Source organism: Psychromonas arctica (assembly GCF_038155225.1).
GTDB lineage: Bacteria > Pseudomonadota > Gammaproteobacteria > Enterobacterales > Psychromonadaceae > Psychromonas > Psychromonas arctica_B.
Map to the genome: position 1 here is coordinate 19,909 of NZ_JBAKBA010000025.1, position 25,381 is coordinate 45,289.

23 protein-coding genes are annotated in these 25,381 nt (G+C 35.3%); 14 read left to right on the forward strand and 9 right to left on the reverse strand.

Going from position 1 to position 25,381, the window contains the following annotated elements; all coding sequences use genetic code 11:
- The first annotated feature begins 18 nt into the window (after window positions 1–18).
- From V6255_RS11400 to V6255_RS11435, 8 genes are all read left to right on the forward strand, one after another.
- Entirely contained in the window at window positions 19–768 is a 750-nt protein-coding gene (locus V6255_RS11400; protein WP_341628275.1) for a HesA/MoeB/ThiF family protein, read from the forward strand.
- A 43-nt stretch (window positions 769–811) separates the two neighbouring features.
- Window positions 812–1,012 carry a sulfur carrier protein ThiS gene (gene thiS, locus V6255_RS11405; RefSeq protein WP_341628276.1) on the forward strand — a complete coding sequence of 67 codons (201 nt, stop codon included), beginning with the start codon at window positions 812–814 and terminating at the stop codon, window positions 1,010–1,012.
- A 3-nt stretch (window positions 1,013–1,015) separates the two neighbouring features.
- Entirely contained in the window at window positions 1,016–1,816 is an 801-nt protein-coding gene (locus V6255_RS11410; protein ID WP_341628277.1) for a thiazole synthase, read from the forward strand.
- Entirely contained in the window at window positions 1,813–2,931 is a 1,119-nt protein-coding gene (gene thiH, locus V6255_RS11415) for a 2-iminoacetate synthase ThiH (RefSeq protein ID WP_341628278.1), read from the forward strand. Before V6255_RS11410 ends, thiH begins: the two co-directional genes overlap by 4 nt.
- A 30-nt stretch (window positions 2,932–2,961) precedes the next feature.
- Window positions 2,962–3,330, forward strand: a complete 369-nt coding sequence (locus tag V6255_RS11420) for an RNA-binding S4 domain-containing protein (protein ID WP_341628279.1) — start codon at window positions 2,962–2,964, stop codon at window positions 3,328–3,330.
- 171 nt (window positions 3,331–3,501) lie between these two features.
- Entirely contained in the window at window positions 3,502–5,286 is a 1,785-nt protein-coding gene (locus tag V6255_RS11425; protein ID WP_341628280.1) for an ABC transporter ATP-binding protein, read from the forward strand.
- Between the two features lie 96 nt (window positions 5,287–5,382).
- Window positions 5,383–6,324, forward strand: coding sequence for a hypothetical protein (locus V6255_RS11430; protein ID WP_341628281.1), 942 nt, complete (start codon window positions 5,383–5,385; stop codon window positions 6,322–6,324).
- Between the two features lie 48 nt (window positions 6,325–6,372).
- Window positions 6,373–7,122, forward strand: coding sequence for a glycosyltransferase family 2 protein (locus tag V6255_RS11435; protein WP_341628282.1), 750 nt, complete (start codon window positions 6,373–6,375; stop codon window positions 7,120–7,122).
- Between the two features lies 1 nt (window position 7,123).
- Here V6255_RS11435 and V6255_RS11440 read toward each other — a convergent pair whose 3' ends face one another.
- The 6 genes from V6255_RS11440 to mutH all read right to left on the reverse strand — a co-directional run bounded on the left by V6255_RS11440 (window position 7,124) and on the right by mutH (window position 15,403).
- Window positions 7,124–8,353 carry a sugar transferase gene (locus tag V6255_RS11440; protein WP_341628283.1) on the reverse strand — a complete coding sequence of 410 codons (1,230 nt, stop codon included), beginning with the start codon at window positions 8,351–8,353 and terminating at the stop codon, window positions 7,124–7,126.
- 115 nt (window positions 8,354–8,468) lie between these two features.
- A complete protein-coding gene (locus V6255_RS11445; RefSeq protein WP_236546615.1) occupies window positions 8,469–9,125 on the reverse strand; it encodes a transglycosylase SLT domain-containing protein in 657 nt (218 codons plus the stop codon).
- Window positions 9,125–10,864 carry a PglL family O-oligosaccharyltransferase gene (locus V6255_RS11450; RefSeq protein ID WP_341628284.1) on the reverse strand — a complete coding sequence of 580 codons (1,740 nt, stop codon included), beginning with the start codon at window positions 10,862–10,864 and terminating at the stop codon, window positions 9,125–9,127. Before V6255_RS11450 ends, V6255_RS11445 begins: the two co-directional genes overlap by 1 nt.
- Before the next feature lie 61 nt (window positions 10,865–10,925).
- Window positions 10,926–13,760, reverse strand: coding sequence for an excinuclease ABC subunit UvrA (uvrA, locus tag V6255_RS11455; RefSeq protein ID WP_341628285.1), 2,835 nt, complete (start codon window positions 13,758–13,760; stop codon window positions 10,926–10,928).
- A gap of 561 nt (window positions 13,761–14,321) precedes the next feature.
- Window positions 14,322–14,651, reverse strand: a complete 330-nt coding sequence (locus V6255_RS11460) for a hypothetical protein (RefSeq protein ID WP_341628286.1) — start codon at window positions 14,649–14,651, stop codon at window positions 14,322–14,324.
- A gap of 80 nt (window positions 14,652–14,731) precedes the next feature.
- Window positions 14,732–15,403 carry a DNA mismatch repair endonuclease MutH gene (gene mutH, locus V6255_RS11465; RefSeq protein ID WP_341628287.1) on the reverse strand — a complete coding sequence of 224 codons (672 nt, stop codon included), beginning with the start codon at window positions 15,401–15,403 and terminating at the stop codon, window positions 14,732–14,734.
- A 651-nt stretch (window positions 15,404–16,054) separates the two neighbouring features.
- Here mutH and rppH point away from each other — a divergent pair.
- Both rppH and ptsP read left to right on the forward strand, forming a co-directional pair.
- Window positions 16,055–16,591 carry an RNA pyrophosphohydrolase gene (gene rppH / locus V6255_RS11470; protein WP_341628288.1) on the forward strand — a complete coding sequence of 179 codons (537 nt, stop codon included), beginning with the start codon at window positions 16,055–16,057 and terminating at the stop codon, window positions 16,589–16,591.
- A gap of 32 nt (window positions 16,592–16,623) precedes the next feature.
- On the forward strand, window positions 16,624–18,894 hold the full coding sequence (gene ptsP / locus V6255_RS11475) for a phosphoenolpyruvate--protein phosphotransferase (RefSeq protein WP_341628289.1): 2,271 nt from the start codon (window positions 16,624–16,626) through the stop codon (window positions 18,892–18,894).
- A gap of 178 nt (window positions 18,895–19,072) precedes the next feature.
- Here the strand turns inward: ptsP and sstT are convergent, their stop codons facing one another.
- The gene (gene sstT / locus V6255_RS11480; protein WP_160060267.1) at window positions 19,073–20,305 is read right to left on the reverse strand and encodes a serine/threonine transporter SstT; all 1,233 of its coding nucleotides are present in this window, start codon (window positions 20,303–20,305) and stop codon (window positions 19,073–19,075) included.
- Window positions 20,306–20,677: 372 nt separating this feature from the next.
- Here sstT and lgt point away from each other — a divergent pair, with 372 nt between their 5' ends.
- Both lgt and V6255_RS11490 read left to right on the forward strand, forming a co-directional pair.
- On the forward strand, window positions 20,678–21,514 hold the full coding sequence (gene lgt / locus V6255_RS11485) for a prolipoprotein diacylglyceryl transferase (protein WP_341628290.1): 837 nt from the start codon (window positions 20,678–20,680) through the stop codon (window positions 21,512–21,514).
- On the forward strand, window positions 21,514–22,365 hold the full coding sequence (locus V6255_RS11490) for a thymidylate synthase (protein ID WP_341628291.1): 852 nt from the start codon (window positions 21,514–21,516) through the stop codon (window positions 22,363–22,365). The genes lgt and V6255_RS11490 overlap by 1 nt, the downstream gene beginning before the upstream one ends.
- 119 nt (window positions 22,366–22,484) lie before the next feature.
- On the opposite strand, the gene V6255_RS11495 is transcribed toward V6255_RS11490, so the two are convergent.
- The gene (locus V6255_RS11495) at window positions 22,485–23,075 is read right to left on the reverse strand and encodes a LysE family translocator (RefSeq protein ID WP_341628292.1); all 591 of its coding nucleotides are present in this window, start codon (window positions 23,073–23,075) and stop codon (window positions 22,485–22,487) included.
- Window positions 23,076–23,181: 106 nt separating this feature from the next.
- Between V6255_RS11495 and V6255_RS11500 the strand changes: the two genes are divergently transcribed.
- The gene (locus tag V6255_RS11500) at window positions 23,182–23,625 is read left to right on the forward strand and encodes an Lrp/AsnC family transcriptional regulator (RefSeq protein WP_341628293.1); all 444 of its coding nucleotides are present in this window, start codon (window positions 23,182–23,184) and stop codon (window positions 23,623–23,625) included.
- A gap of 71 nt (window positions 23,626–23,696) precedes the next feature.
- Here V6255_RS11500 and V6255_RS11505 read toward each other — a convergent pair whose 3' ends face one another.
- Window positions 23,697–23,933, reverse strand: coding sequence for a DUF1059 domain-containing protein (locus V6255_RS11505; RefSeq protein WP_341628294.1), 237 nt, complete (start codon window positions 23,931–23,933; stop codon window positions 23,697–23,699).
- A 453-nt stretch (window positions 23,934–24,386) separates the two neighbouring features.
- On the opposite strand from V6255_RS11505, the gene V6255_RS11510 reads away from it, so the two are divergent.
- Window positions 24,387–25,100, forward strand: coding sequence for a FadR/GntR family transcriptional regulator (locus V6255_RS11510; protein WP_341628295.1), 714 nt, complete (start codon window positions 24,387–24,389; stop codon window positions 25,098–25,100).
- Window positions 25,101–25,381 lie beyond the last annotated feature (281 nt).

Here is a 25,381-nt window from a genome sequence, read left to right on the forward strand (position 1 = left end):
CGAATAGAGGATAAAAGCATGTTGAATGACGATGAATTATTACGTTATAGCCGCCATCTATTATTAGAAGATGTTGGAGAAACGGGTCAACAGGCCCTCAAAAATGCCAAGGTACTTATTATTGGGATGGGAGGGTTGGGTTCACCGGCTTCATTATATCTGGCTGCTGCTGGCGTCGGTCATATTGTGTTGAATGATTTTGACCATATTGAAGTGAGTAACCTACAACGCCAAATTTCTTATCAAAGTGATGATATTGGTGAAGCAAAAGTAGAAGTCGCTAAACGTAAATTACAGCAAATTAATCCAGAAATTAAAGTGCGTAGTATCAATAAAACCATGCCAGAGATGCAGTTGACCATGGAGTTGACCATGGCTGATTTAGTGTTGGATTGCACTGACAATATGGCGAGTCGACAGTTGATCAATAAAGCCTGTGTTGATGCAAAAGTACCGTTAATTGTCGGGGCTGCAATACGTTTTGAAGGGCAATTGATGTTCTTTGACCATAGCGAAACTGATTCCCCTTGTTACCACTGCCTATTTCCAAGTTCAGAAGAGCAAACACTCAATTGCAGTAATTCAGGCATTATCGGCCCGGTGGTTGGCACTATCGGTACATTACAAGCATTGGAAGCGATTAAATATTTTTTTGGTTTACCGTCAGGCATTAAAAATAAATTAAAGTTGTTCGATGGAAAATCCCTAGATTGGCAAACTTTTACGGTTAATAAAGATCCAAAATGCACAGTATGTGGACAGCATTAATTAAGTGGCGTCAATTACACTGCATTGATAGGGGCAAAGTCAGATGAAAATACACGTTAATGAACAAACGTTAGAGCTAGCAGAAAATAGTAATATCGAACAACTATTAATATATTTAGATAAGCCGTTAATGGGAAGCGCTATTGCGGTCAATCAAGAAATTATCAGTCGCTCTCATTGGGCAGATACTATTCTTAACGAGGGTGACAACATCTCTCTATTTCAAGCCATTGCGGGTGGATAAATCATGTTATTTGATGAAATGAATAAAAACGATCAGTTGGTTATTGGTGATAAATCTTTCTCTTCTCGTTTGTTTACAGGAACTGGAAAGTTTAATGATCAACAAACCATGGTCGCGGCCTTAAAAGCATCACAGTCAGAGTTAGTCACAATGGCCTTAAAGCGTGTCGATATGCAACATCGTGATGATGATATCCTTGCGCCGCTCATTAAAAATGGCATGAAGTTATTACCTAATACATCAGGTGCCCGTAATGCGAAAGAGGCCGTTTTTGCAGCGGAACTAGCGCGTGAAGCATTACAAACTAATTGGGTTAAATTAGAAATACATCCCGACCCGAAGTATTTGCTACCTGACCCCATTGAAACCTTAAAGGCGGCGGAAATGTTAGCTAATAAAGGGTTCATTGTTTTGCCTTATGTTCATGCCGACCCTGTATTGTGTAAACATTTAGAGGCGGCCGGTTGTGCTGCGGTAATGCCGTTAGGCGCTCCGATTGGCTCGAACAAAGGCATTAAAACGGCTGACTTTTTAGAAATTATTATTGAACAAGCGAATATTCCAGTGATTGTGGATGCAGGATTAGGTAGCCCTTCCCATGCAGCGCTTGCAATGGAGATGGGGGCAGATGCAGTGTTAGTTAATACAGCCATTGCTGTCGCGGGTAACCCTATTGCAATGAGTGAAGCCTTTGCAAAAGCGGTACAAGCAGGTCGCCAAGCTTATTTAGCGGGTTTAGGTGGGCAAAGCACGCAAGCGATTGCCTCAAGTCCATTAACTGCATTCCTCGAGGCCAGCCTGTGACTTTTAGTGAAAAAATAAAAGAGTATCAATGGGATGATATTCGCATGTCTATTTATGCTAAAACCGCATCGGATGTAGAGCGTGCGTTATCAAAGCCTCGTTTAGACTTGGAAGATTTTAAAGCGTTAATAAGTCCAGCTGCTGAACCTTATTTAGAGCAAATGGCACAAAAATCACAACAGTTAACTTTGCAACGTTTTGGTAAAACGCAACAGTTCTACATTCCACTCTACCTCTCGAATATGTGCAGTAATATTTGCACTTATTGTGGTTTTTCAATGCACAACGCATTACGTCGTAAAACCTTAGATATGCAAGAAATTGAAAATGAGTGTTTAGCGATTAAAAAAATGGGTTTTGACCATATTCTAATAGTGACTGGGGAGTCTGAACGTAAAGTCGGTATGGATTATTTCAAACAAGCTTTACCTGTTATCAAAAAGCACTTTGCTAACATTACCATCGAAGTACAACCACTTGATCAAGACGAATACAGTGAATTGATTGAATATGGGGTTAATGCAGTATTAGTCTATCAAGAAACGTATAATCCAGTGACCTATGCAGAACATCATTTAAAAGGTAAAAAGTCTGATTTTATCTACAGATTAGATACGCATGACCGACTAGGTGAAGCGGGTATTCATAAAATGGGCTTAGGTAGCTTAATTGGTTTAGAAGAATGGCGTACAGATTGCTTTTATGTAGCAGCACATCTAACGTATCTTGAGAAAAAATACTGGCAAAGCCGTTATACTATTTCATTTCCTCGTTTGCGCCCCTGTGAAGGTGGCATGGAAATAAAATCGGTGATGGACGATAAAGAGCTAGTACAATTGATTTGTGCTTATCGTTTATTTAATCCTGAAGTTGAACTATCACTATCGACACGTGAGTCTGAACATTTTAGGAATCATGTGTTACCTTTAGGCATTACGTCACTTAGCGCGGGTTCAAGTACACAGCCTGGCGGATATGCAGAACAAGCAGACAAAGCCCTTGAGCAATTTGAAATAAGTGATGAACGCTCACCGGCAGCAATGGCTGAACTAGTTAAAGCCCAAGGTTATGAAGTCGTTTGGAAAGACTGGGATCACAGCTTAACGGGTAAGTAACTACCAATAAATTATAAATGAGAATAAAACATGTCCGATCAAGAAGAGGTCTTTGCAACATTAGTTGAAATACGTGAAGAGCCTACTGCGCTGTATAAAATATTAAAAATAGCTAATCTAGTCTCTGGTGGTGGTGAAGCCAAACAAGCGATCTCAGAAGGATATGTGTCACTTAATGGTGAAGTAGAAACGCAAAAGCGCAAGAAAATTTATGCAGGCGATTTGATTTACTTTAATGAGCAATATTTACATATTGCCATTGCAGGTGAAACGGAAGGTAATGAAGTTGTAGAGGAAACACAATTTGCAACAGAATATGAAGCATCGGCTCAGCCTAACGTAAACAATAAAGCGCCTGCATCTAAAGCGAAAAAAACACGTAAGCCGATTAGTTTTTAATTTTTTGCATTCAATAAGTTAAATTTTGCTATTAACTAAAATGTAGAACTTAAGTGATAGTCTTAAGCATCGCTTTTCACATCTAAGCTGTAATACATTGTTTACTTTTCTTATTTGTGACAATTAAAAATTATTTCTATTTAACTATAACGTTTAATTTATGGTGTTGTAATGCTGTCTACCTTTAAATTACTATGGTCTCTTTTTGATGAAAATCAAAGACTAAAAATAAAAAAATTGCAAATTTTAATTTTATTTTTAAGTTTATTTGAAATCATAACTATCTCTTCAGTCGCCGCATTTATGCACCTTATTAGTAATATTGAATCTGTCATTAGTTTCTCAGTAATTAATAAAGTGTATTTATATTTAGGAGAATCAAGTAATAGTCTTATATTTATTTCTGCTGTTTTTCTCATGATTATCTTATCTATGAGTACGATATTTTCAGTACTGGGGGTAAAGCGAATAAATAAAGTTTCATTGGATATAGGCCGAGAATTAGCTGTAAACCTTTTTCGTTATTATCAGAATAAAAATTGGTTATATCATACCCAAGTTAATTCAAATTGGATTATTAATCGTATTTTCGTAGAAACTCAAAGATTAACCCTCAATGTTTTATCTCCATTTCTTTTAATGGTCTCTCGGCTTATTTTAGTCTTTCTCATCGGTATTACTCTCATTATATATGATCCTCTTGTTACTATTGCAGGAGCAGTTTTATTCGTAGGTGGTTATTTAATTGTTTTTAGAATAACTAAGCCTAAATTATCACAGAACAGTATGCGAATATCTAAAGGAAACCAACAAAGATTACGTCATTTAAATGAGGGGTTTGGAGATATTAAGAATGTTATTTTATTGAATAAAGAAGAGTATTTTATACAAAAATTTGAAGAAAGTTCTGTAAAAGTAATGACTGCACAATCAAGTAATATTACATTATCTGTAGCACCTAGATATATAATGGAGTGGATGGCTTATGTTGGGATGGCCTGCTTGGTACTGTACCTAATAGCGATACAACAAAAAGAGATGAATCAAATTATCGCTATTATTACGTTATATGGTATTTCTGCATTTAAACTTTTACCATCTTTGCAACAAATTTACTCTTACATTGCTAATATTCGAGGGAATTATTCTGTCGTGATAGAATTAGCTGAGGATATTGTCGAATCAACTAAAATAAAAAAGTGTAACTCGATTATTTCAAAAATTAAATTTATGGAATCTATTCGAATGGAGAATATTAATTTCTCGTATCCGGGTAAACAAAAAAGTACTATAAAAAATTTAACAATAGAAATTAAAAAGAATCAATTTTTAGGCATTGTTGGTCCATCAGGATCAGGGAAATCTACATTAGTTGATATTTTAAGTGGATTAATTAATATCGACTCAGGTCGATTTATCGTTGATAACGAAGAAATAAAAGAGAATTTACTTGAATGGAGAAAGAGTATTAGCTATGTTCCTCAAAATGTTATATTAACCGCTGGCAGTATTGCTGAAAATATTGCTTTTGGAGTTGATAAAAATAATATTGATATAAAACAAGTAAATAAAGCGATAAAGCAAGCCCATTTATGTGAATTTTTGAAACAACTTGAAAATGGTATTGATACTCAAATTGGTGAACGTGGAGTGCAACTTTCAGGAGGGCAACAACAAAGAATAGGTATTGCACGAGCATTATATAATGATAATGATATTCTTATTTTTGATGAGGCAACTAGCGCATTAGATGGGATTACTGAAAAGTTGATTATGGATGCTATTAGTAAACTTAATGGTCATAAAACAGTTATTTTAATTGCACATCGTTTGAAAACCGTTAAAAATTGTGATCAAATATTATTTATTAATAATGGGGAGTTAGAGGCACAAGGAAGTTACGAGTTCTTACTAAAAAATAATAAATTTTTTAGTAAGATGGTAATGCATTCATAATGGAATAAAGTTGCGTTAAAAAGCATAAATTAGTTTTGTTTTTTAATTTTTTTAATTTAAATAAAATTATTCTATAGTATATTTATTGGAGTTTAAGTGATTGATTTTAAATTAAAAAAAGATTTTTTGTTTATTGAATCTCCTCTTCAATTACTTAATGCTTACGAAGCTGTAAATTATTTTAAACTTAGTTCTTATCGTATTATTATTCGTTTATCTGGAAAAAAAAATAACGATAATCAATTACTTCACCTTATAGCTTTTTTACAAATAAAAGAATTTGAAATAATAAATATTAATGCCAAAGAAAAAAACTTTATAGACTTTTGTAAAATATTTTTTTTTATATGTAAATATACTTGTAATTCTTTAATTTCTGATAGAATATTTTTAGGCAATTTTGGGGCTGGTTTTTTCTCTATATTATTAAAAATATATAATAAAAATAAAGTAATACTTTTAGACGATGGCTCTAAAACTTTATCAATACAACGTAGCTTCAGTAATATTAATTATTACACTTTATTTTCTTTATATTCCTTAAGGCCAATAAAAAATCAAAGAATATATAAAAATAGATATTCTATGACCTTGAATATGTTAAATGATCTAGATAGAAAAACTGACGGAAAGTCTGTTTTATTTCTTGGTGCAAAAATAGCAGAAATAGGAATGGTAAAAGAAGAGTACTATTTGTCTTTAATGAAAGAAATTTCCATTTATTATAGCGCATTTAATATAATTTATATCCCACATAGAGAAGAAAACCCGTTTAAATTAGAGTTAATATCTCAGTATCTAAACATAAAAGTTAAGAAAATAGATTATCCTGTAGAGTTATATGGTATTTATGAAAATATTATTCCTGTAAAAGTAGCATCCTTTTTTTCTACGGCTTTAATAACCATGATGAATATTTATAAATTAGACGTAGAGTCTTTCTGTTTTGATTATTCTTCTGTAAAAAATAAAAAATCTTTAGACGAATTATATGATTATCAAGAAAAATATATGAGTGTTATAAAATTAGTTATTTAAAGTAGCTGCCTACTCTATACTGTAATTATTGATTGTACCTAGGACATTATGAACTATAATTATCTGACTTCTATTATTATTCCTTCATTTAATTCAGAAAAATTTATTTCAGCTACTATTCATTCTATTATTTCGCAGTCTGATATTGATTTTGAAGTTTTAATAACCGATGATTGCTCGACAGATAACACAGTCAAGATCATTAAAGAATATCAAAAATTAGATTCTCGAATTAAACTTTTTACTTTAGACAAAAATTCAGGTGCGGGAGCAGCTAGGAACAATTCAATTAAATATGCGAACGGCCGTTTTATTGCTTTCCTTGATGCTGATGATATATGGCTTCCTACTAAGTTAGAAAAACAAATTAAATTTATGCTTGATAATAAGTATGCCCTTACTTATAGCGCTTATCAAAAGTTTGATCTTGATGGTGATTTAGGAGTCATTAATCCTCCTTTGGAAGTATCTTATAATCAGCTTTTATATAGTAATGTTATTGGTTGTTTGACTGCTATTTACGACACTGAACATATTGGTAAACAATATATGCCGTTAATTAGAAAGCGGCAAGATATGGGATTATGGTTAAGTATTTTAAAAATCATTCCGAAGGCTTATTGTTTAAACGAGGTATTAGCTAAGTATCGAGTGGATAGTGGTATGACTCGAAATAAGTGGGCTGTTTTAAAGTATCAATGGCAATTCTATCGGGAAGTTGTTGGCTTAAATAGGTTTAAAGCTTTAAATGTATTTATTATATATGCAATCAAAGGTTATTTAAAAAGCCTTAAATAACTCACTTCGCCCCAAACCCTGTAATCATCGTTTTAAGCGTTTTAAAGAATATGTTTACATCAAGCCAGAATGAAAGGTGTTTGATGTAGTAGAGGTCATGTGCGAGCTTCTCACGGGTTGAGTCGGTATCTGCTGTATAACCTTGGACTGTTTGTGCCCAACCTGTAATGCCAGGTTTCACCATGTGGCGGTAACCGTAAAAAGGGATCTGTTTTTCAAAGGCTTTTACAAATATCTCTTGCTCTGGTCTTGGCCCAATTAATGCCATTTCGCCTTTTAATACGTTAAAAAATTGTGGTATTTCATCGATGCGCGTTTGACGAATAAATCTGCCAATCCTCGTGACTCTTGCACTTTCTTCGGTAGCAAATTTAGAGTCGGCTTTTGGGCAAGTTACTACCATACTTCTTAGTTTATATATTTTAAATACTTTTCCGGCTTGCCCCACTCTATTTTGAGTATAAAAAATAGGGCCTTTGCTTTCTAATTTAATTGCAATGCTGACTATCATCAATAATGGTAATAATAGAGGCAAGCTCGCTATTATAAGGGTGGATTCTATTATCCGTTTTATTAAGCGGTAACTGGGATTGGTATTTAAAGCATTTAATGCACTTTCAGATAGGTGTGTATTGGGGACTTTACCTTCAATCATTTCTCTAATGGTTTCAGAGTGGTAAACAACGATATTATTGATACTACAGTCGGCAATAAACTTTTCTTGTTCAGGTGTTAATTGATTATGTAAATTGACGACCAAGCCTTGTTCAATTTGATTGAGGTGATAAGGCGCTGTAATCGTTTTTATTTCAATATGTTGATTTGTGCTCAGAGAAGAAAGTGAGAAATTATCAATGGCCTGTAATTTTAAAATAGCGGATTTACGGTTTAATAATGTGCTAAAGAATAACCAACATAAAACAACACTAAAGCCATAAAGTAAAGTAGGGCGTGAATACTCAATGCGCAATAAAACAATGGCAATAATAGCAATGCTATAGGTCGATAATAGGACGGGTAAAATATATAAACTTTTATCAACTAACAGGTATTTAGTAATTCTTGGTAAGACAATAACCGTGCTTGAATACACTGTAATAGTGATCAGCAAACTATTGTAAACAGTCGTGAATGAAAGTGGCATTAGGATATCGATAAAAGCATAAATCAATGCAACGCCAATACCATAAGAAATGTATTTGTTAGAGAGTAATTGTTTTATTTTATACATTTTTTGGTGCTACTCATGCAATGATGTTAAGAAACTAATTAATATTATTCTAGAATAACATTAATTAGTTGAGCTTGTGTTATTTGCCAATACTAAGGTTTTTTGAATTTTAGATTTATAAATTGTGTTGATAATACTGGTAAAAAGTCAGTACTTTAGACACATATTTTTGTGTTTCAGGATACGGAGGAATTTGCCTTTTGTATTTTCTTACTGCGCCTTCCCCTGCATTATAAGCCGCTGCCGCTAGTTCTCTGGTCTTAAATTCTTTTAATAATATTTTTAGATATAAAGCACCTGCATAGATATTTTGTATCGGATCAAATGAATCGGTAACTGAAAAACGTTTAGCGGTTTCAGGCATCAGTTGCATTAATCCTTGCGCTCCAGCGGAAGATACTGCTTTGCTTTGATAAGCCGATTCTGCGGTAATGATGGCATGTAAAAAAGCCGGATCCAGTTGGTTCTTTTCTGCCGCTTTTATAATAATAGGGTGGTATTTTCTTTGCAGTGTTTTATTTCGGGGAATTGAAATATTAGTATAGCTTTTGGCTTTCCAATTTCTAAAACTATGCGGTTTTTTGTTGGTATCACTGCGCAATAATAACGTGTAATTTTTATCTTCCTTTCGTTCAGAAAAGTGTTTATTTCCTTTCTTATCGATATACATATAAATATCGGCTGTGGCTATTAAAGGAATGCCACTTAAACATAACAATGTAAAAGAAAAAATCGAGCGTAGCATAGATGGAAATATATTATAGAACCCCATCATTGATCCTTGTTATTGCTATCTGCAGCGCTGTTATTTATTGTTTTTTCCGCTGTTGAGGTAGCTTCAGAAGTTATTTCTTTCGGCTTATCCGCATTTCTTAAGCCTTTGTCACCAGGGAATAAGTAACGTGCATAATTGAGTACTTCAACCGCTTGCTCTGGTTGATTATTATGTTTATAAGCTAGGTATAATAGATGATAAAAGAAAGGTTTAGGCGTGTTATAAACAGTCTTTTCCAATGCGAGTGTCACTTGTTTAAGTTCTTCTGTATTACCCGTATTCATGGCACTTGTTAGTCTGAAATTATATAAATGAAACGAAATGTTATTGTCGAATACCAACGGATTAACAATACTAAGAAGTTCTCGAATATCAGGTGTTCTACTTCGTTCGAAATGGGTCATTGTGTGGATAGTAAATAAATTAGTGACCATAAAAATGGCTGTGAATAGCGGAATCAAAGTACCTGCAATACGTAAAAAGAACGTTGGAGTAAAGCGTTTCTCACTGACTTTTTGTGACTCCGAGTCAACATAAAAGACCAGCACCATTAACACTAACCAATGCAGTGCTGAGTGATACAAAGGGTATTCTGTTTGAGTATGTAGCCCTATAGGAATGACCAAGGCTAATAACGCCAATGCTTTTGGCCATTTGAAGGAACTTAATCGATGGAAAAAGGTGAGCACTAATAGCAACATACCTAATATTGGTGCTATTCCACCTTCAATTGCCCAAAAGATGAGGTCGTTATGAGGGTGTGTTAATACTTGCGAAAACTTTTTCAACTCGCCTTTTTCAACGCGTTCTGCATGCGTTGTTAAATACGCTTTTTCAAAACCGCCGTAACCATAACCGAACAATGGTTTTGCTTTTATCATGTGCCAACCATGTTGGTACATTTCAATACGGGCACCGCCTTCTTTCATTACTTCGACGTTACGAGCACCTAACGCATCACCTTTCATTGAAGCGAAACCGATACCTAATAAAACCGCTAATCCGAATAACATAAAGCGCTTTTTATTACTTTGCCAAGCCCAAGGTGTTAATAGTAATAAACCAATTAAGGCCCCGAGGTAACCAGTTCGAGACATGGCAACACTAATGACCCAGATGTTGAGCATAGCGGTGAGCAACAACCAGCCTTGAAGCTTTTTATTGTTTACTTGCTGTAATAAGTAACCACTTAATAGCAAGGTGGTTGCCATAAAACTAGCTAATACATTAGGTTGTTGGAATATACCGTAGGGACGACCATAACCGACGTTATAGCCAAAATAGTTGCTTGCTGGTAACAAGTAGTCTTGCATTAAGCTGTAACAGGCTTGAATAAATCCCGCCAATACAATCAATAACAGAAGCTTTTCAATCTGCTGACGAGTAAAGCTAAATTGTTGCAAGCTCAAAAAGAGCAGAATACCGGCAAAAAGACCTAATAAACGCGTGTAGCTTTGATCTGCAAACTCATTATTAGGGTAAAAAAGAGGGACAAAAAATAATCCTAAAGCGATGAATATAATCGCTGTATATTTTGAATAAATAATTTTTTGCTGTGCTGTTATTCTCCATAAACCTAAACCAATCAATAGAGAGAAAAATACCCAAACAACGTTGTTAACCGCTATTTGTAAGCCACTACCACCTTGATTATGTTGGAAGTAGTGCGCGCCTAAGCCCATTAACAGTGCAAAACTAATGAAGAAGGCACGTGTTAGCTTTTGTTGTAAGTCCATTTATCTCTCATACTCTATGTTTAATCAGTTATTGATTATCGCCTTTACTAACGATAACTGGTTACGATTTCTTTTTATTGTCTAAAATCGGCTTTAAGAATTGACCAGTATAACTACCTTTTACTTTTATTACCTCTTCTGGAGTGCCAGTCGCGATGATCTCTCCACCACCATTACCACCTTCGGGACCTAGATCAATGATCCAGTCAGCTGTTTTAATCACATCTAAGTTATGCTCAATAATGACTAACGTATTGCCTTTATCACGCAATGTATGAATGACTTTTAATAACTGAGCAATATCATGGAAATGAAGCCCTGTCGTCGGTTCATCTAAGATATACAATGTTTTACCCGTATCTCTTTTAGATAACTCTTTCGCTAGTTTTACACGTTGAGCTTCACCGCCTGATAGTGTCGTTGCCGCTTGACCTAAACGAATATAAGAAAGACCAACATCCATTAACGTTTGTAATTTTCTGGCTATAACAGGTACTGGCTCGAAGAATTTAAAGGCGTCTTCTACTGTCATATCTAATGTTTCGTGAATATTTTTACCTTTGTATTTGACCGATAAGGTTTCACGGTTATAGCGTTGACCTTTACACACGTCACATGGGACATAAACATCAGGTAAAAAATGCATTTCAACTTTGATCATGCCATCACCTTGGCAAGCTTCACAGCGTCCACCTTTAACATTAAAGCTGAAACGACCTGGTTTATAACCACGAGATCGTGACTCAGGTGTCGCTGCAAATAATTCACGTATTGGTGTGAAAATCCCCGTATAGGTTGCTGGGTTTGAACGTGGCGTTCTTCCTATCGGACTTTGGTTAATATCAACGACTTTGTCTAACTGTGATAAACCAGAGATACTCTTATGCGCTAATGCCTCTGCTGTACTGGCTTTGTTGAGTTTAGTTTGCGCCAATGGAAATAAAGTATCGTTAATTAACGTTGATTTACCTGAGCCTGACACTCCAGTAACACAGGTTAATACACCCAATGGCAAGTCTAAATTGACTGATTTTAAGTTATTTGCACTGGCTGCTTTTAACTTGACCCAGTTACCTGTTAATGGCGTACGTTGAGCTGGAATGCTTATTTCTTTACGGCCACTCAAGTAGTCTGCTGTGAGCGAGTTTTTAGATTTTAGTATTTTTTGGTAGTTACCTTCGGCAATGATCTCGCCACCATGAATACCTGCGCCGGGGCCAATATCAATAATATGATCTGCTTGGCGAATGGCGTCTTCGTCGTGCTCTACAACAATAACTGTATTACCTAAGTCACGTAAATGCGTTAACGTTTTCAATAAGCGTTCGTTATCACGTTGATGCAAACCGATTGAAGGTTCATCTAAAACATACATAACGCCCATTAAACCCGCACCGATCTGACTCGCTAAACGAATACGTTGTGCTTCACCGCCAGATAATGTTTCTGCACTACGTTCTAAGCTTAGGTAATTCAAACCCACATTAACTAAAAAACTAAGTCGCTCTAAAATTTCTTTTAGTATTTTTTCGGCTATTTTGGCTTTTTGTCCAACTAATTTAATCTCTTTGAAAAATTGTTCTGCATCTGAAATAGATAATTCAGAAACATAAGCAAGATTAACGTCATTAATGAACACATTGCGAGACGATTCTTTTAAACGTGAACCACCACAGCTAGAACAAGATTGACGATTCATGTATTTACTTAGGTATTCACGCATCGCAGGTGATTCTGTTTCTTTATAACGGCGTGCGCGATTAGGGATAACACCTTCAAATGCATGTAAACGAGAAACTTGGTCACCTTTATCATTACTGTAAGTAAAAGATATTTTTTCTGAGCCTGTCCCATTTAAAACGTACTGTTGGTGTTTTTTAGCTAAGGACTTAAATGGTTTAGTTAGTGAAAAATCGTAATGTGCGGCTACGGCTCTTAATATTTGATAGTAATAATTTGATTTACTACTCCAACCTTCGATCGCCCCGTCGGCTAAACTTAGCGAGTTATCAGTTACAACACGTGCTTCATCAAAATATTGTTCTACGCCTAAACCATCACAGGTTTCACATGCTCCGGCTGGGCTATTAAAAGAAAATATGCGCGGCTCTAGTTCTGAAATACTGTAGCCACAGTGTGGGCAAGAGAAGTTCGCTGAAAATAATTGCTCTGGTTGGCTATCATCCATATACGCTAAAATAGCAGAACCATTACTGAGATCTAATGTTGTTTCTACCGACTCGGCAAGGCGTTGCTTTAAGTCATCACGCACTTTAAATCGGTCAACCACGACTTCGATATTGTGTTTTTTATGAAGTTCTAACTTTGGTGGATCGCTTAAGTCACAAATATCCCCATCAATACGAGCTCGCAAAAATCCTTGTGCTGCTAAGCTTTCAAATGTTTTAACATGCTCGCCTTTACGTCCTTTTACAATTGGCGCAAGTAACATCATTTTGCTACCTTCCGGACTCTCTAAGATAGAGTCGACCATTTGACTGACGGTTTGAGCATGTAATGTGACGCCGTGCGTAGGGCAGCGAGGATCGCCGATACGGGCAAATAATAATCGTAAATAATCAGATATTTCGGTAATTGTGCCAACAGTTGATCGTGGATTATGAGATGTTGATTTTTGTTCAATAGAAATAGCGGGAGAGAGACCCTCTATATGTTCAACATCAGGTTTCTCCATTAATGATAAAAATTGACGAGCATAAGCTGATAATGATTCAACATAACGACGTTGGCCTTCTGCATATAAAGTATCAAATGCTAATGAAGACTTTCCTGAACCAGACAGGCCTGTGATCACGACTAATTTATCACGTGGGATCGTTAAGCTAATATTTTTTAAGTTATGTGTTTTTGCACCGCGTATTTCAATATTGTTCATTATTTCTCACTCATTAATACATTCGAATATAAGTATTCTAGTGGTCTGAAAGCATTCTTTATAATAATCATGCAGTTGTAAAACATAGTACACTGTAAATTATTACAGTGGTAGTGTCTGTTAAATCCTATGAACTCTATTTCTACATAAATAATTTCACCGCTAAAAATCTGTCTTAGCGGAGTATTTTATTTTACATACTTTGGAGTAGCTAACGAAGAGGCTATATTAGTGTTAGTTATAGGTTTTGAGCGACACTCTATCAATAATACGTTCACTTATTGAGTATCGATCATATTAGTAAAGTCGATATAAGTATCTTTTATGTCAGGCAAATATTTCAATGATGATTTGAGCGCTCAATAAGTAGTAAACAATAAGACTTAAAGACAGTATCCATTTTTAAGAAAATGCTTTTAAAAATAGGAATATCGTAAGGTTCGGCGGTTAATAATAAAGTGAAAGAATACCTATGGTGAACCATATATTTTTGATCATCATTTTAAAGATGTTTTAATGTATAAACTGATCTTTAAAATACAGTGTTAAAGCTCGACTTTATTATTCTGAGAGTAACAGCACTGCATTTTTTCCACCATCATTCATTCCATTATCAACATAGCTATCTACATCATCAGGCAATAGCGTTGATTGAATACCTGTTTCAGAAGTCACTTGATAAATAAATTGAAAGCCTTGGCGATCTTCAGATGAGATATTTTCTGCTACTTTAAATTTACCATTTTTAAATTTTTTAAATTCAATAGGCTTCCATTGGTTATGCTCAGATAATAAATTTATGCTTGTTGCATCATTTGCTATTTCTTTACTAACTTCAAAGGTGACTTTAACCATTGGTTTATTTTTTAAAAATTGCTTTTTAATACTCATGTTAGATCCTCAAAAAATATTATTTCGTATTTAATCTACTGCAAACGCTGTACAAATTCTAGTCAGATAATCATTGAAACTTAAATTAAATTAAATTGTTGGTTAATAATTTCCTGAGTGAATACTTTTTTCAGGTAAAAACCACGAGGGCGTACTTTAATGAGTTCACCATTTTCACCGTAGGCATCGGTAACCACTTGACCGTTTGCTGCCTTAGGGCGGAGTTGAAGAACTTGTCCATCACGTGCACTGATTTGTTCTATTTTCCCTAGCGCAATTTTCTCCATCAATTCATCCCAGTCTTGCTGCATTAATTGTTCTTGCAGAGAAGAAGCCGTCCATAAGAAGCCATTACCAACAAGTCGTTCTGAAAGTGGGATTGTTCGCTCGCCTTGTACAGGTAACCACAACACTTTACTTAATTTATTACGTATATTGCTGTTTTGCCAAGTTAAGTGTGTTGTATGTAATATAGGCGTACTACATACAAAAGTGGTTTCTAGTACCTTACCTTGGCTATCAATAGGAATTGTTTTTAATTCAATCCCTAAATGCTTAAAGTCTTGTTCAGGTTTGCTGCCTGCTGTGGCCCCTAAGTGCCATTCTATAAGTTGCCCAACCCATCCTTTATTCTTTCGCAAGTTTTCCGGCGTTTCGATATTTGCCATATCAGCAAGTTCCGATAAAGAATAACCTGCAATCGCTTCACAATATTCTAATAACTGAGCTTCAGATTGTGGTGTGGCCTGCATGGTTACTCCCTTTAATTGATAATAATAAATAGATGCTTTTATTGTACGCACTTTTCTTATTTGAGGTTATTCATAGTTGTGAAATGAACTTACACAGAGTTATGCACAATTTTAGTGGATAAGTGAATAGATCGTAAGATCCTAATTTTAATTTTTTAAAATGTGTGTAAATTCCTTAAAAATGGGTTTTTATGTTTATTTTTTAAACAAAAAGTGTCGTTGAAATTGGCAATGACTATTTTTTAAACGCAGAAGATATTCACATTCGATTGTGAATTAAAAACACTGGATCTAATCACAGGGTCAAAAGAAATTTTATTATATTTTAAGTTCAACTTATTGTTTTTTAATGTGATAATCATAGTATAAATAAGCGAATAAAGATCTTGTAGTTTGTGTTGTTTCTTTATTTTTTTATTTATGCTTAATTGTGCACATAGTTATACACAGATTTGGTGGATATATTTTATCTGCAATTTTCTGTAAACGTGATGTAGGTACTATCGTTTAACCTTTTTATAGTTTATCGGTTTGATGGTAAAGGGGTTCTGTGAAAGAATGCATTAATAATTATAATTCCATCTATTCTATTTTTTCGACGATTTACTTGTGTATAAATAGGAATAGATCTTAACCTGACTAAGGTTTTTAATGATTGATGCTGACGGCTATCGTTCCAATGTAGGTATCATTATTTGTAATAAAAATGGTCAAGTTTTATGGGCTAAACGCTTCGGTCAACATTCATGGCAATTTCCACAGGGTGGAATTAAAGAAGGTGAAACGCCTGAAAAAGCGATGTATCGTGAATTGTATGAAGAAGTAGGTCTAAAACCTGAACATGTAAAAGTAGTTGCGAGTAGCCGTCAATGGTTACGATATAAATTGCCCAAACGTCTAGTGCGTTGGGAGTCACCCGCACCTATTTGTATTGGCCAAAAACAACGTTGGTTTTTATTACAATTGATCGCAGAGGAAGAGCAAATTGGGTTTGAGACTTGTGGACATCCTGAGTTTGATGATTGGCGCTGGGTAACTTATTGGTATCCAGTACGGCAAGTGGTGTCATTTAAACGTGATGTATATAGAAGAGCATTGGCTGAATTTTGTCATGCTGCTTTTTCATTAATGCATAAATCAGATAAAAAAAGAAATAAACGGCCTCGTCGAGGTTCTTTCAAACAATAAGTACTGTCTTCCCTCATTAACAGGAGTGTTTTATGTTCAGCCAACTTCGTCAGATTGTAGAACAATTCGGTGAGGCCAGTACTCTTTCTGATGCTATGAATTTATTGGTAGAACAAACTAAAAGCACAATGATCTTAGATTGTTGTTCTATTTTTGTGACCAATAAAGAAACTAAAAAATTATCACTGATGGCTAGTGAGGGTTTAGATAACCAAGTGGTTGGTGCAACACACTTTAATCTTGATGAAGGTATTGTTGGTTTAGTTTATCAAAAAGGTGAACCAATTAATTTAGCCAACGTGTCTGAACACCCTCGATTCAAATACCTTCCTTCTAGTAACGAAGAACAATTTAAATCATTTTTAGGTGTACCGATCATTCACAAACGTGAAGTGCTTGGCGTATTAGTGGCACAACAACGGTTACCTCGTTTATTCAATGAGCTTGAAGAATCATTCCTCGTTACATTAGCAGTGCACCTAGGCAGTGTATTAGGTGGAACGCTTTTAGATCTACCAGACGAGAAAGCACCCAAAAGACATTCACTTCATTTACAAGGTAGTCCTGCGAGTTCTGGGATCTCTATTAATAAGGCCCATGTTTTACAAGCTCACCTTTTGTTAAGTGATGTTGGCATTGAGTTAAGTGATAAGCCTAATAGTGAAATGGAGTCTTTTACTAATGCTGTTCAAGCATGTGCAGATGAGTTTTCTAAAGTATCAATAACGCTTAAGGAACAAGTCTCTAAAGATGCCTTTATGTTATTCGATGTGTATGGGCATTTATTAAAAGATAAAGCGCTACTGTCAGCGATTGAACTACAAATTAGAGAAGACAAGTTAACAGCCAAAAGTGCTGTAAAACGTGTTGCTGAAAGGTACATCGAACAGTTCGAAAGTATGAGTGACCCATATTTAAGAGAACGTGCTGTTGAAATTCGCGATGTGGGCCAACGTCTTTTATACCATCTCTCAAATCGTGATGATGAAAAACACGACTTTCCTGATGAGATTATCTTAGTAGCAGAAGAAGTGACTATTTCGATGCTGGCGATGATTCCGCCAGATAAATTAAAAGGGATAGTATCGGTACGTGGTGGATTAAGTTCTCACGTGGCGATTTTATCTCGTGCACTTGGTATTCCTGCGGTATTAGGAGTGCCTTTAAGATTAAAAAATGTAGCGCATAAAAATATCATCATCAATGGCTATGCAGGCACAATTATTATTGAGCCTGAAGCTTCTCTGATTGCGGAATATCAAATTCTGCTTGATGAAGAAAATGAGATGAAGGCGTTAGTTGAGTTAGAAGCAAATCAAGCTGCCATCACTAAAGATGGTTGTGAAATTGAAGTGTTACTCAATACCGGCTTAAATACGACACCTGATGTTTTTAAAGAACAGAACTTCTCAGGAATTGGTTTATACCGTAGTGAATTACCTTTTATGCTTAATAGCGCTTTTCCGACTGAGCAAGAGCAAGTAAGTGCTTATCAACATTTATTGGAAGAATATAAAGATTTACCTGTCACTATGCGTACACTCGATATTGGTGGCGATAAACAGTTAAGTTACTTCCCTATTACAGAAGAAAATCCATTTTTAGGGTGGCGTGGTATTCGCTTAACATTGGACCATCCTGAGATCTTTCTGGTACAAATACGTGCGATGTTACGTGCCAATATTAACACGCAGAATTTACGTATTATGCTGCCTATGGTCGGTTCTGTTGGTGAAGTGGAAGAGTCAAAACGATTAATCGTTCAAGCATGGCAAGAGATTTGTTGGGAGCAACATGTCACAGAAGATCAATTTCCACTGCCCGATATTGGTGTCATGATTGAGGTACCTTCTGCTATTTTTATTATTGATCAGTTAGCGCCGCTGGTGGACTTTCTGTCAATTGGTACCAATGACTTAACTCAATACTTATTAGCCGTAGATCGTAATAACAGTCGTGTAGCAGACCTATTTGATAGCTACCATCCTGCCGTCTTACAGGCGATGCGTTTAATACTCGAGCAAAGTAAAAAGAACAATATTGAAGTGAGTATTTGTGGTGAATTAGCAGGTGATCCGATTGGACTATTGATGTTGCTAGGGTTGGGTTATCGCAAGCTAAGTATGAATGCTTTTAATATTAATAAAGTTAAATATTTGCTGAATAAAGTGACTATCCCTGAGTTAGAGGCCTGTACTCAAATTGCGTTAAAAGGGCATGATGGTAACTTCATCAAACAAACTTTTATTAATTACTTAGATGAAAAAGGCTTAGGTGGGTTTGTACGAGCAGGTAAGAAATAAGTTTTAGTTAATTCTTTAATGGCCTTAACTTACACCTTAAACTAAGCCATTTTTCCTGCGCAAAATTTAGAAGAATTATTTAATATGATCGGTATAACTTTATTGCCAACTCTTTCATCTATAAAAAAACCGATCATTTGATCGGTTTTTTATATTTTAAAGTTAACGATTAATTCGTTTAGCTTTTAGCTGCTAACTCTTTTGCTTCTTCAGCACGACAAGCCGCAGTGGTAAAGATAACATCAGTTGAGCTATTTAATGCTGTTTCAGCTGAATCTTGCACAACACCGATAATGAAGCCAATCGCAACAACTTGCATTGCTATTTCATTCGGCACACCAAATAAGCTACATGCTAGTGGAATCAATAGCAGCGAACCACCTGCTACACCAGATGCTCCACAAGCTGATACCGCTGCAACAACACTTAATAAAATAGCCGTTAAAATATCAAACTCAATTCCTAAGGTATGAACAGCTGCTAATGTTAATACTGTAATCGTAATTGCCGCACCCGCCATATTGATGGTTGCACCCAGTGGGATAGAAACTGAGTAAGTATCTTCATGCAAATCTAATTTTTCACATAATGCCATGTTCACTGGAATGTTAGCTGCAGAGCTACGAGTGAAGAAAGCGGTAACACCTGACTCTCGTAGACATTGGAATATTAACGGGTAAGGATTTGAACCTAGCTTAATATAAACAATGATTGGATTAACAACTAATGCAATAAATAACATTGAACCAACTAACACAGCTAATAAGTGAGAGTAGCCAATTAATGAATCAAAGCCCGTTTCTGCAAACGTCGTTGCGACTAAACCGAAAATACCGATCGGTGCTAATCTAATGACCAATTGTACTATCTTAGAGACGCCATGTGATAGGTCATGTAACATATTCTTAGTCGATTCATTTGCATGTCGAAGAGCTAAGCCTAAACCGACAGCCCACGCTAAAATACCAATGAAGTTACCTGTCACTAATGCATTGACTGGGTTATCTACAATTTTAAATAACAGTGTATTTAATACTTCTAAAATACCTTCAGGTGGAGATGCAACGATATCAGTCGTTATTAATACAAGCTCTGTTGGGAAAACGTAACTAAATAGAACGGCAGTAATAGAAGCTAATAAAGTACCGATTAAATATAAATGAATAACAGGTTTAAGATTGGTATGCGCACCTTTACTTTGGTTTGCTATTGATGATGCTACTAATATAAAAACAAGAATGGGTGCAACTGCTTTTAAAGCGCTAACAAAAAATCCACCAAGAAATGAAACTGATGTAGCTGTGCTTGGAGAGATAGTTGCAAGACAAACGCCTGCAATAATACCAATAACAATTTGTAAAACTAAGCTACCGTTCATCATTCGTTGAATAAGGGTGGGGTTTGAACTCATAAATATGTCCTATCTTTTTTATTATTAACAGTGCTGATAAATGGTTTTATTGACACTGTGATTAATGGTTTAACGCTTAGTAGAAGCAAACGCTATTTTGGTATGGTGACTACAAGGTGATTGTAATAACTAATCTCATATCAGAATTAATACAGATCATAATTTGGCGCAGAAAATAGCATAATTAATCATAAATTAATTCAGTAATTGTTATTTTTTAATATTAAACAAAAAAGCGTTAGAAAAGAGCATTTAATTTGATTGTTTATTTGGAATTTAAAATATAAAAATTTTAATCCTTAAGCCGTATTTAAATATATGTATAAATTACGTTATGATACCGCCATTAACATCATCAATTAGAGTAAAAATATGTCCTCATCTCCTTATGTATTACCCCAGATTGACCCGATCGCGATTAGCCTCGGCCCTATAGATATTCGCTGGTATGGATTAATGTACCTTGTTGGTTTTGCTTGTGCATTTTGGATGGCAAATCGCGCCTGTGATAAATCTAATGGCGCATGGACTCGCGAACAAGCAAGTGACCTTTTGTTTGCAGGGTTTATGGGGGTTATTTTAGGTGGACGTATTGGCTACGTATTCTTTTATCAATTTCCAACTTTCATCGATAACCCAATGTACTTATTTAGAATATGGGAAGGCGGCATGTCATTCCATGGCGGCGTGTTAGGGGTACTGACTGCTATTATTATTTATGCAAAACGTCACCAACGCTCTATCTTATCGGTCGGTGATTTTATTGTGCCGTTATTACCGGTTGGTTTAGGAGCTGGACGTATTGGTAACTTTATTAACTCTGAATTATGGGGAAGGGTGACTGATTCTCCATTCGGCGTAATTTTCTACAATGCAGGCCCGCTTCCTCGCCATCCTTCACAGTTATATGAGTTTGCATTAGAAGGTGTGGTGTTATTTATTATTTTAATCTTGTTTATTCGTAAACCTAAACCGGCTGGTTCAGTGGCTGGGTTATTCTTATTAGGTTACGGTACATTCCGATTCATTATTGAATTTGCTCGTGAACCAGATGCACAGTTAGGCTTACTGACATTTAATATGAGTATGGGACAAATTCTATCGTTACCAATGATCATCATTGGATCTGCTTTAATGTTTTATGCTTATAAAAATAACCCAGTTCAAGCAGTACCAAGCAAAGTAAAAAATAATAAAGGTAAGAAATAATGAAACAGTATTTACAGTTATGCCAACGCATTATTGATGAAGGTACTTGGATTGAAAATGAGCGTACTGGTAAACGCTGCCTGACGGTTATCAATGCCGATTTAGAATACGATGTAGGCAATAATCAATTTCCGATGATCACAACACGTAAAAGCTTTTATAAATCGGCGATTGCTGAATTTTTAGGTTATATTCGAGGTTATGATAATGCTGCAGACTTCCGTGCGTTAGGGACAAAAACATGGGATGCCAATGCTAACTTAAATGAAGTTTGGTTGAACAGTGCACATCGTAAGGGCGAAGATGATATGGGACGTGTTTATGGCGTTCAAGGTCGTTCTTGGATGAAGCCTGATGGCAGCACCTTAGATCAATTAAAAAAAATTGTTGATAACTTAAAAAATGGCATCGATGATCGCGCAGAAATACTGACATTTTATAATCCAGGGGAATTTGAGTTAGGTTGTTTGCGTCCTTGTATGCATACACATACGTTTTCTCTATTAGGTGACACGTTGCACCTGACTAGTTATCAACGTTCGTGCGATGTCCCGCTAGGGCTGAATTTTAACCAAGTTCAAGTGTTTGCTTTCTTGGCATTAATAGCACAGATAACCGGTAAAAAAGCAGGCAAGGCTTACCATAAAATTGTTAATGCTCATATTTATGAAGATCAATTAGAATTGATGCAAGATGTACAGTTGAAACGAGAGCCTTTCGAATCACCGCAATTAAAAATTAACCCTAAAATAACGTCATTAGAAGATTTAGAAACATGGGTGACAATGGATGATTTTGAAGTAGTCGGTTACCAATGTCACGATCCAATTAAGTACCCATTTTCAGTCTAAATTATTGATATAATAGCTTGTTATCAACGTGACCTGTTATCAACGCTGATTATTAAGATGTTATTAATACAAAAAGGCCATTAGCTTAATCCGCTGATGGCCTTTTTATTTTGACGCAATTATAAACTGAACCCAACAGACACAATTAACAAGATTGCCATTGAGTAATTGAAATACATCAATCGTTGTGGATTCGATAATATATCCCGACTTTTTTTACCCGCTAATGTCCAAGCACAAGCAGAGGGCACATTGACGATGGCAAACACTGCAATAATCATCAGGACTGCTGTTATATAATCAATATCCGCGCTATAAACTGTAATCGCAGAGAAAGCCATAGACCAAGCTTTAGGGTTGATCCATTGAAAGCTTGCAGCAGAAAGAAGAGACATCGGTTTAAATTGAGATTGCGCCTGATGGCTCATTTTACTCGTTGCTATTTTGTAAGCTAAATAGACTAAATAAACCAAACATACTATTTGTAACGTATTTTGTAGTACAGGATATTGTAACAAGAATTGCATCAAGCCAAATCCTATCAACAATAACATTACGCTATAACCTGTAATGATTCCGAGCATATGTGGAATAGTGCGATAGAACCCCACATTAGCACCTGACGTCATTAACATAATATTGTTTGGCCCTGGTGAAAAGCTACTTACAATTGCAAAACTAAATAAGGCCAATAATTGTGTATATTCCATGTGTAGCACTCTTTTATGAATTTATGCTTGTATATTAAAGGGAATATCAGTAAATTTTGTGTCTATATTTGTTTGAAAATTATTAATTTCACAAGATAAGTTGGCTATGGATAGATTTGACGAAAGAATATTGCAAGAGTTAAAATTAAATGGACGTTTATCGAATGTTGAATTAGCAACTCGTATTGGGTTATCACCTTCTGCAACCTTAAGGCGAGTACAAGAGTTAGAGCACAATAAAACTATTGTCGGTTATAGAGCACTATTAAACCCAGTAAAGCAGGGCATTGAGTTTATTGCGTATGTTGAAATTGGTTTATCTGATCATAGTAATGCCGCGCAAAAACACTTTGAGTTATCCATTGAAGGAGCGAAAGAAGTCGTTGAATGTCATAATATCACTGGTTCTAAAGAATACTTGTTGAGAGTAGAGACCACTAGCTTATCTGCCTATAAACAGTTTCATTCAGAGGTGTTAGGTTCTATTAAACAAGTACAGTCTATATCTACATCGGTTGTGATGGATAGCCCAAAGGATTTAAGAGCCTGATTTCTATTTATTCAACATTGAGAGTTTAAAAATAGTTTATGTATTCAGTAAGCTAACTATCTCTGCTTTAATTAGTCTTCTGCTAAAGCATTAAATGCTTGTTCTTTAGCGTCATACCAAGCTTTAGTTGCTTCTGGGTCTTTCATTAATGCTTGAATATTTTGCATTACTTCAAGGTGCCCTTCATCTTGCTGCATAAACATTTCCATTGCATGTAATTTACTTTGTTCTACCAATTCCTCAAACGTTTTAGCTTGGAAAGATTGCTCACATGCACCACCAAGTTGTTTACATGACATCGTTTTCATTATAATCCCTTATTTGGTAATAATACCAAAAGAGTTAATAAGGTGATCATTCTTGCTGGTTAAAATCATCCCTAACTGCGTTGTGAGTTTTGAAGTGAGAACAACTATCTTCTACAACTCACGCCTTATTAGTGTTAATTTTTTCTGCGCAATCTCTGATCATTTATTTAATTCCATTGGTAATAACAGGTAAGCTTTAGTGGTACCTATCTTATTATTTCATTCAGTATGTGAACAAATATTGTACTACAACCTGTAACCCAACAAAAATAATCATTGTTCTAATGACTTTTTGACTCTTAAGGTGATTGGGTATTAGTTCACATATAATACAAAAGAACACAATTATTTATCTATATAAATCACAGAAGGTAAAGTGACCTGATTGATCGTATATCAAACCCACTTTATTTGTATTACTATTAAATTATTATAATAAAAGTAAGGGTCCTTATGCAGAACGCATTTGTAGAAATCGCTGGAGTAAAACGTAGTTTACATGTGCAAGTTGCGCGTGAGATTGCTCGTAAAATACTTTCAGGGGAAGTCGCTCAGAATGAAATAATTCCTGGTGAAATGACGCTATGTGAGCAGTTTAAGGTTAGCAGAACTTCATTAAGAGAAGCAATTAAGCTACTGACATCAAAAGGCTTATTAGAATCCAAGCCAAAAGTTGGAACACGTGTTACTGATCGCGAGAATTGGAACTTTTTAGATTCTCAGTTATTAGATTGGTTAATTGATATTGGTGATAATAATGCTGTTTACCGAGATTTTCTCTCTTTACGTAATGCATTAGAGCCTGAAGCTGCAGCATTGGCTGCCGAAAATGCTAGTGCACAACAACGTATTTTATTATCCGCGACTTTTCAGAAAATGGACGATATCTCTAAGAACTTTGATCTTGAAAGTTGGACTGAAGCCGATATGGAGTTTCATCGTTTAATTTTCTTATCTACAGGTAACAGCTTCTATTTGCCTTTTGCTAATGTCTTGTGCACGATGTTTAAAAGCTTCATAACCCATTCATCGGTTAGAGGCAGTACTTGTATCAATGAACATAGAGCTATTTACTCAGCAATTATGGCTGGAGACTCAGTTAAAGCGAGACAAGCCAATGTTGATTTGTTGAATAAGAGTAAGCGTCGTTTACCAAGCAGTGATTAATAGTCACGCTTAACTTTTCGATGGTATCAGACAAATAAAACTGAATTGTATTAATGATGGTGGAAGGTGTTTAAGAAAATAGACTTAAACCTTATATTTAATTCAAACTAACAATGACGTTGTAATGTTTTTCTAGTCTTTAACGGCTGTATTTATAACAAATACTATTGCATTTTATTGTATTACAAATAATTGAGATCATTGTATTGTTGTGTTTGCTCTGAAAGGTAAATTCAATGTTGAAGTCTTCATTATTGAATCACTTACATCCGGTTTGTTGA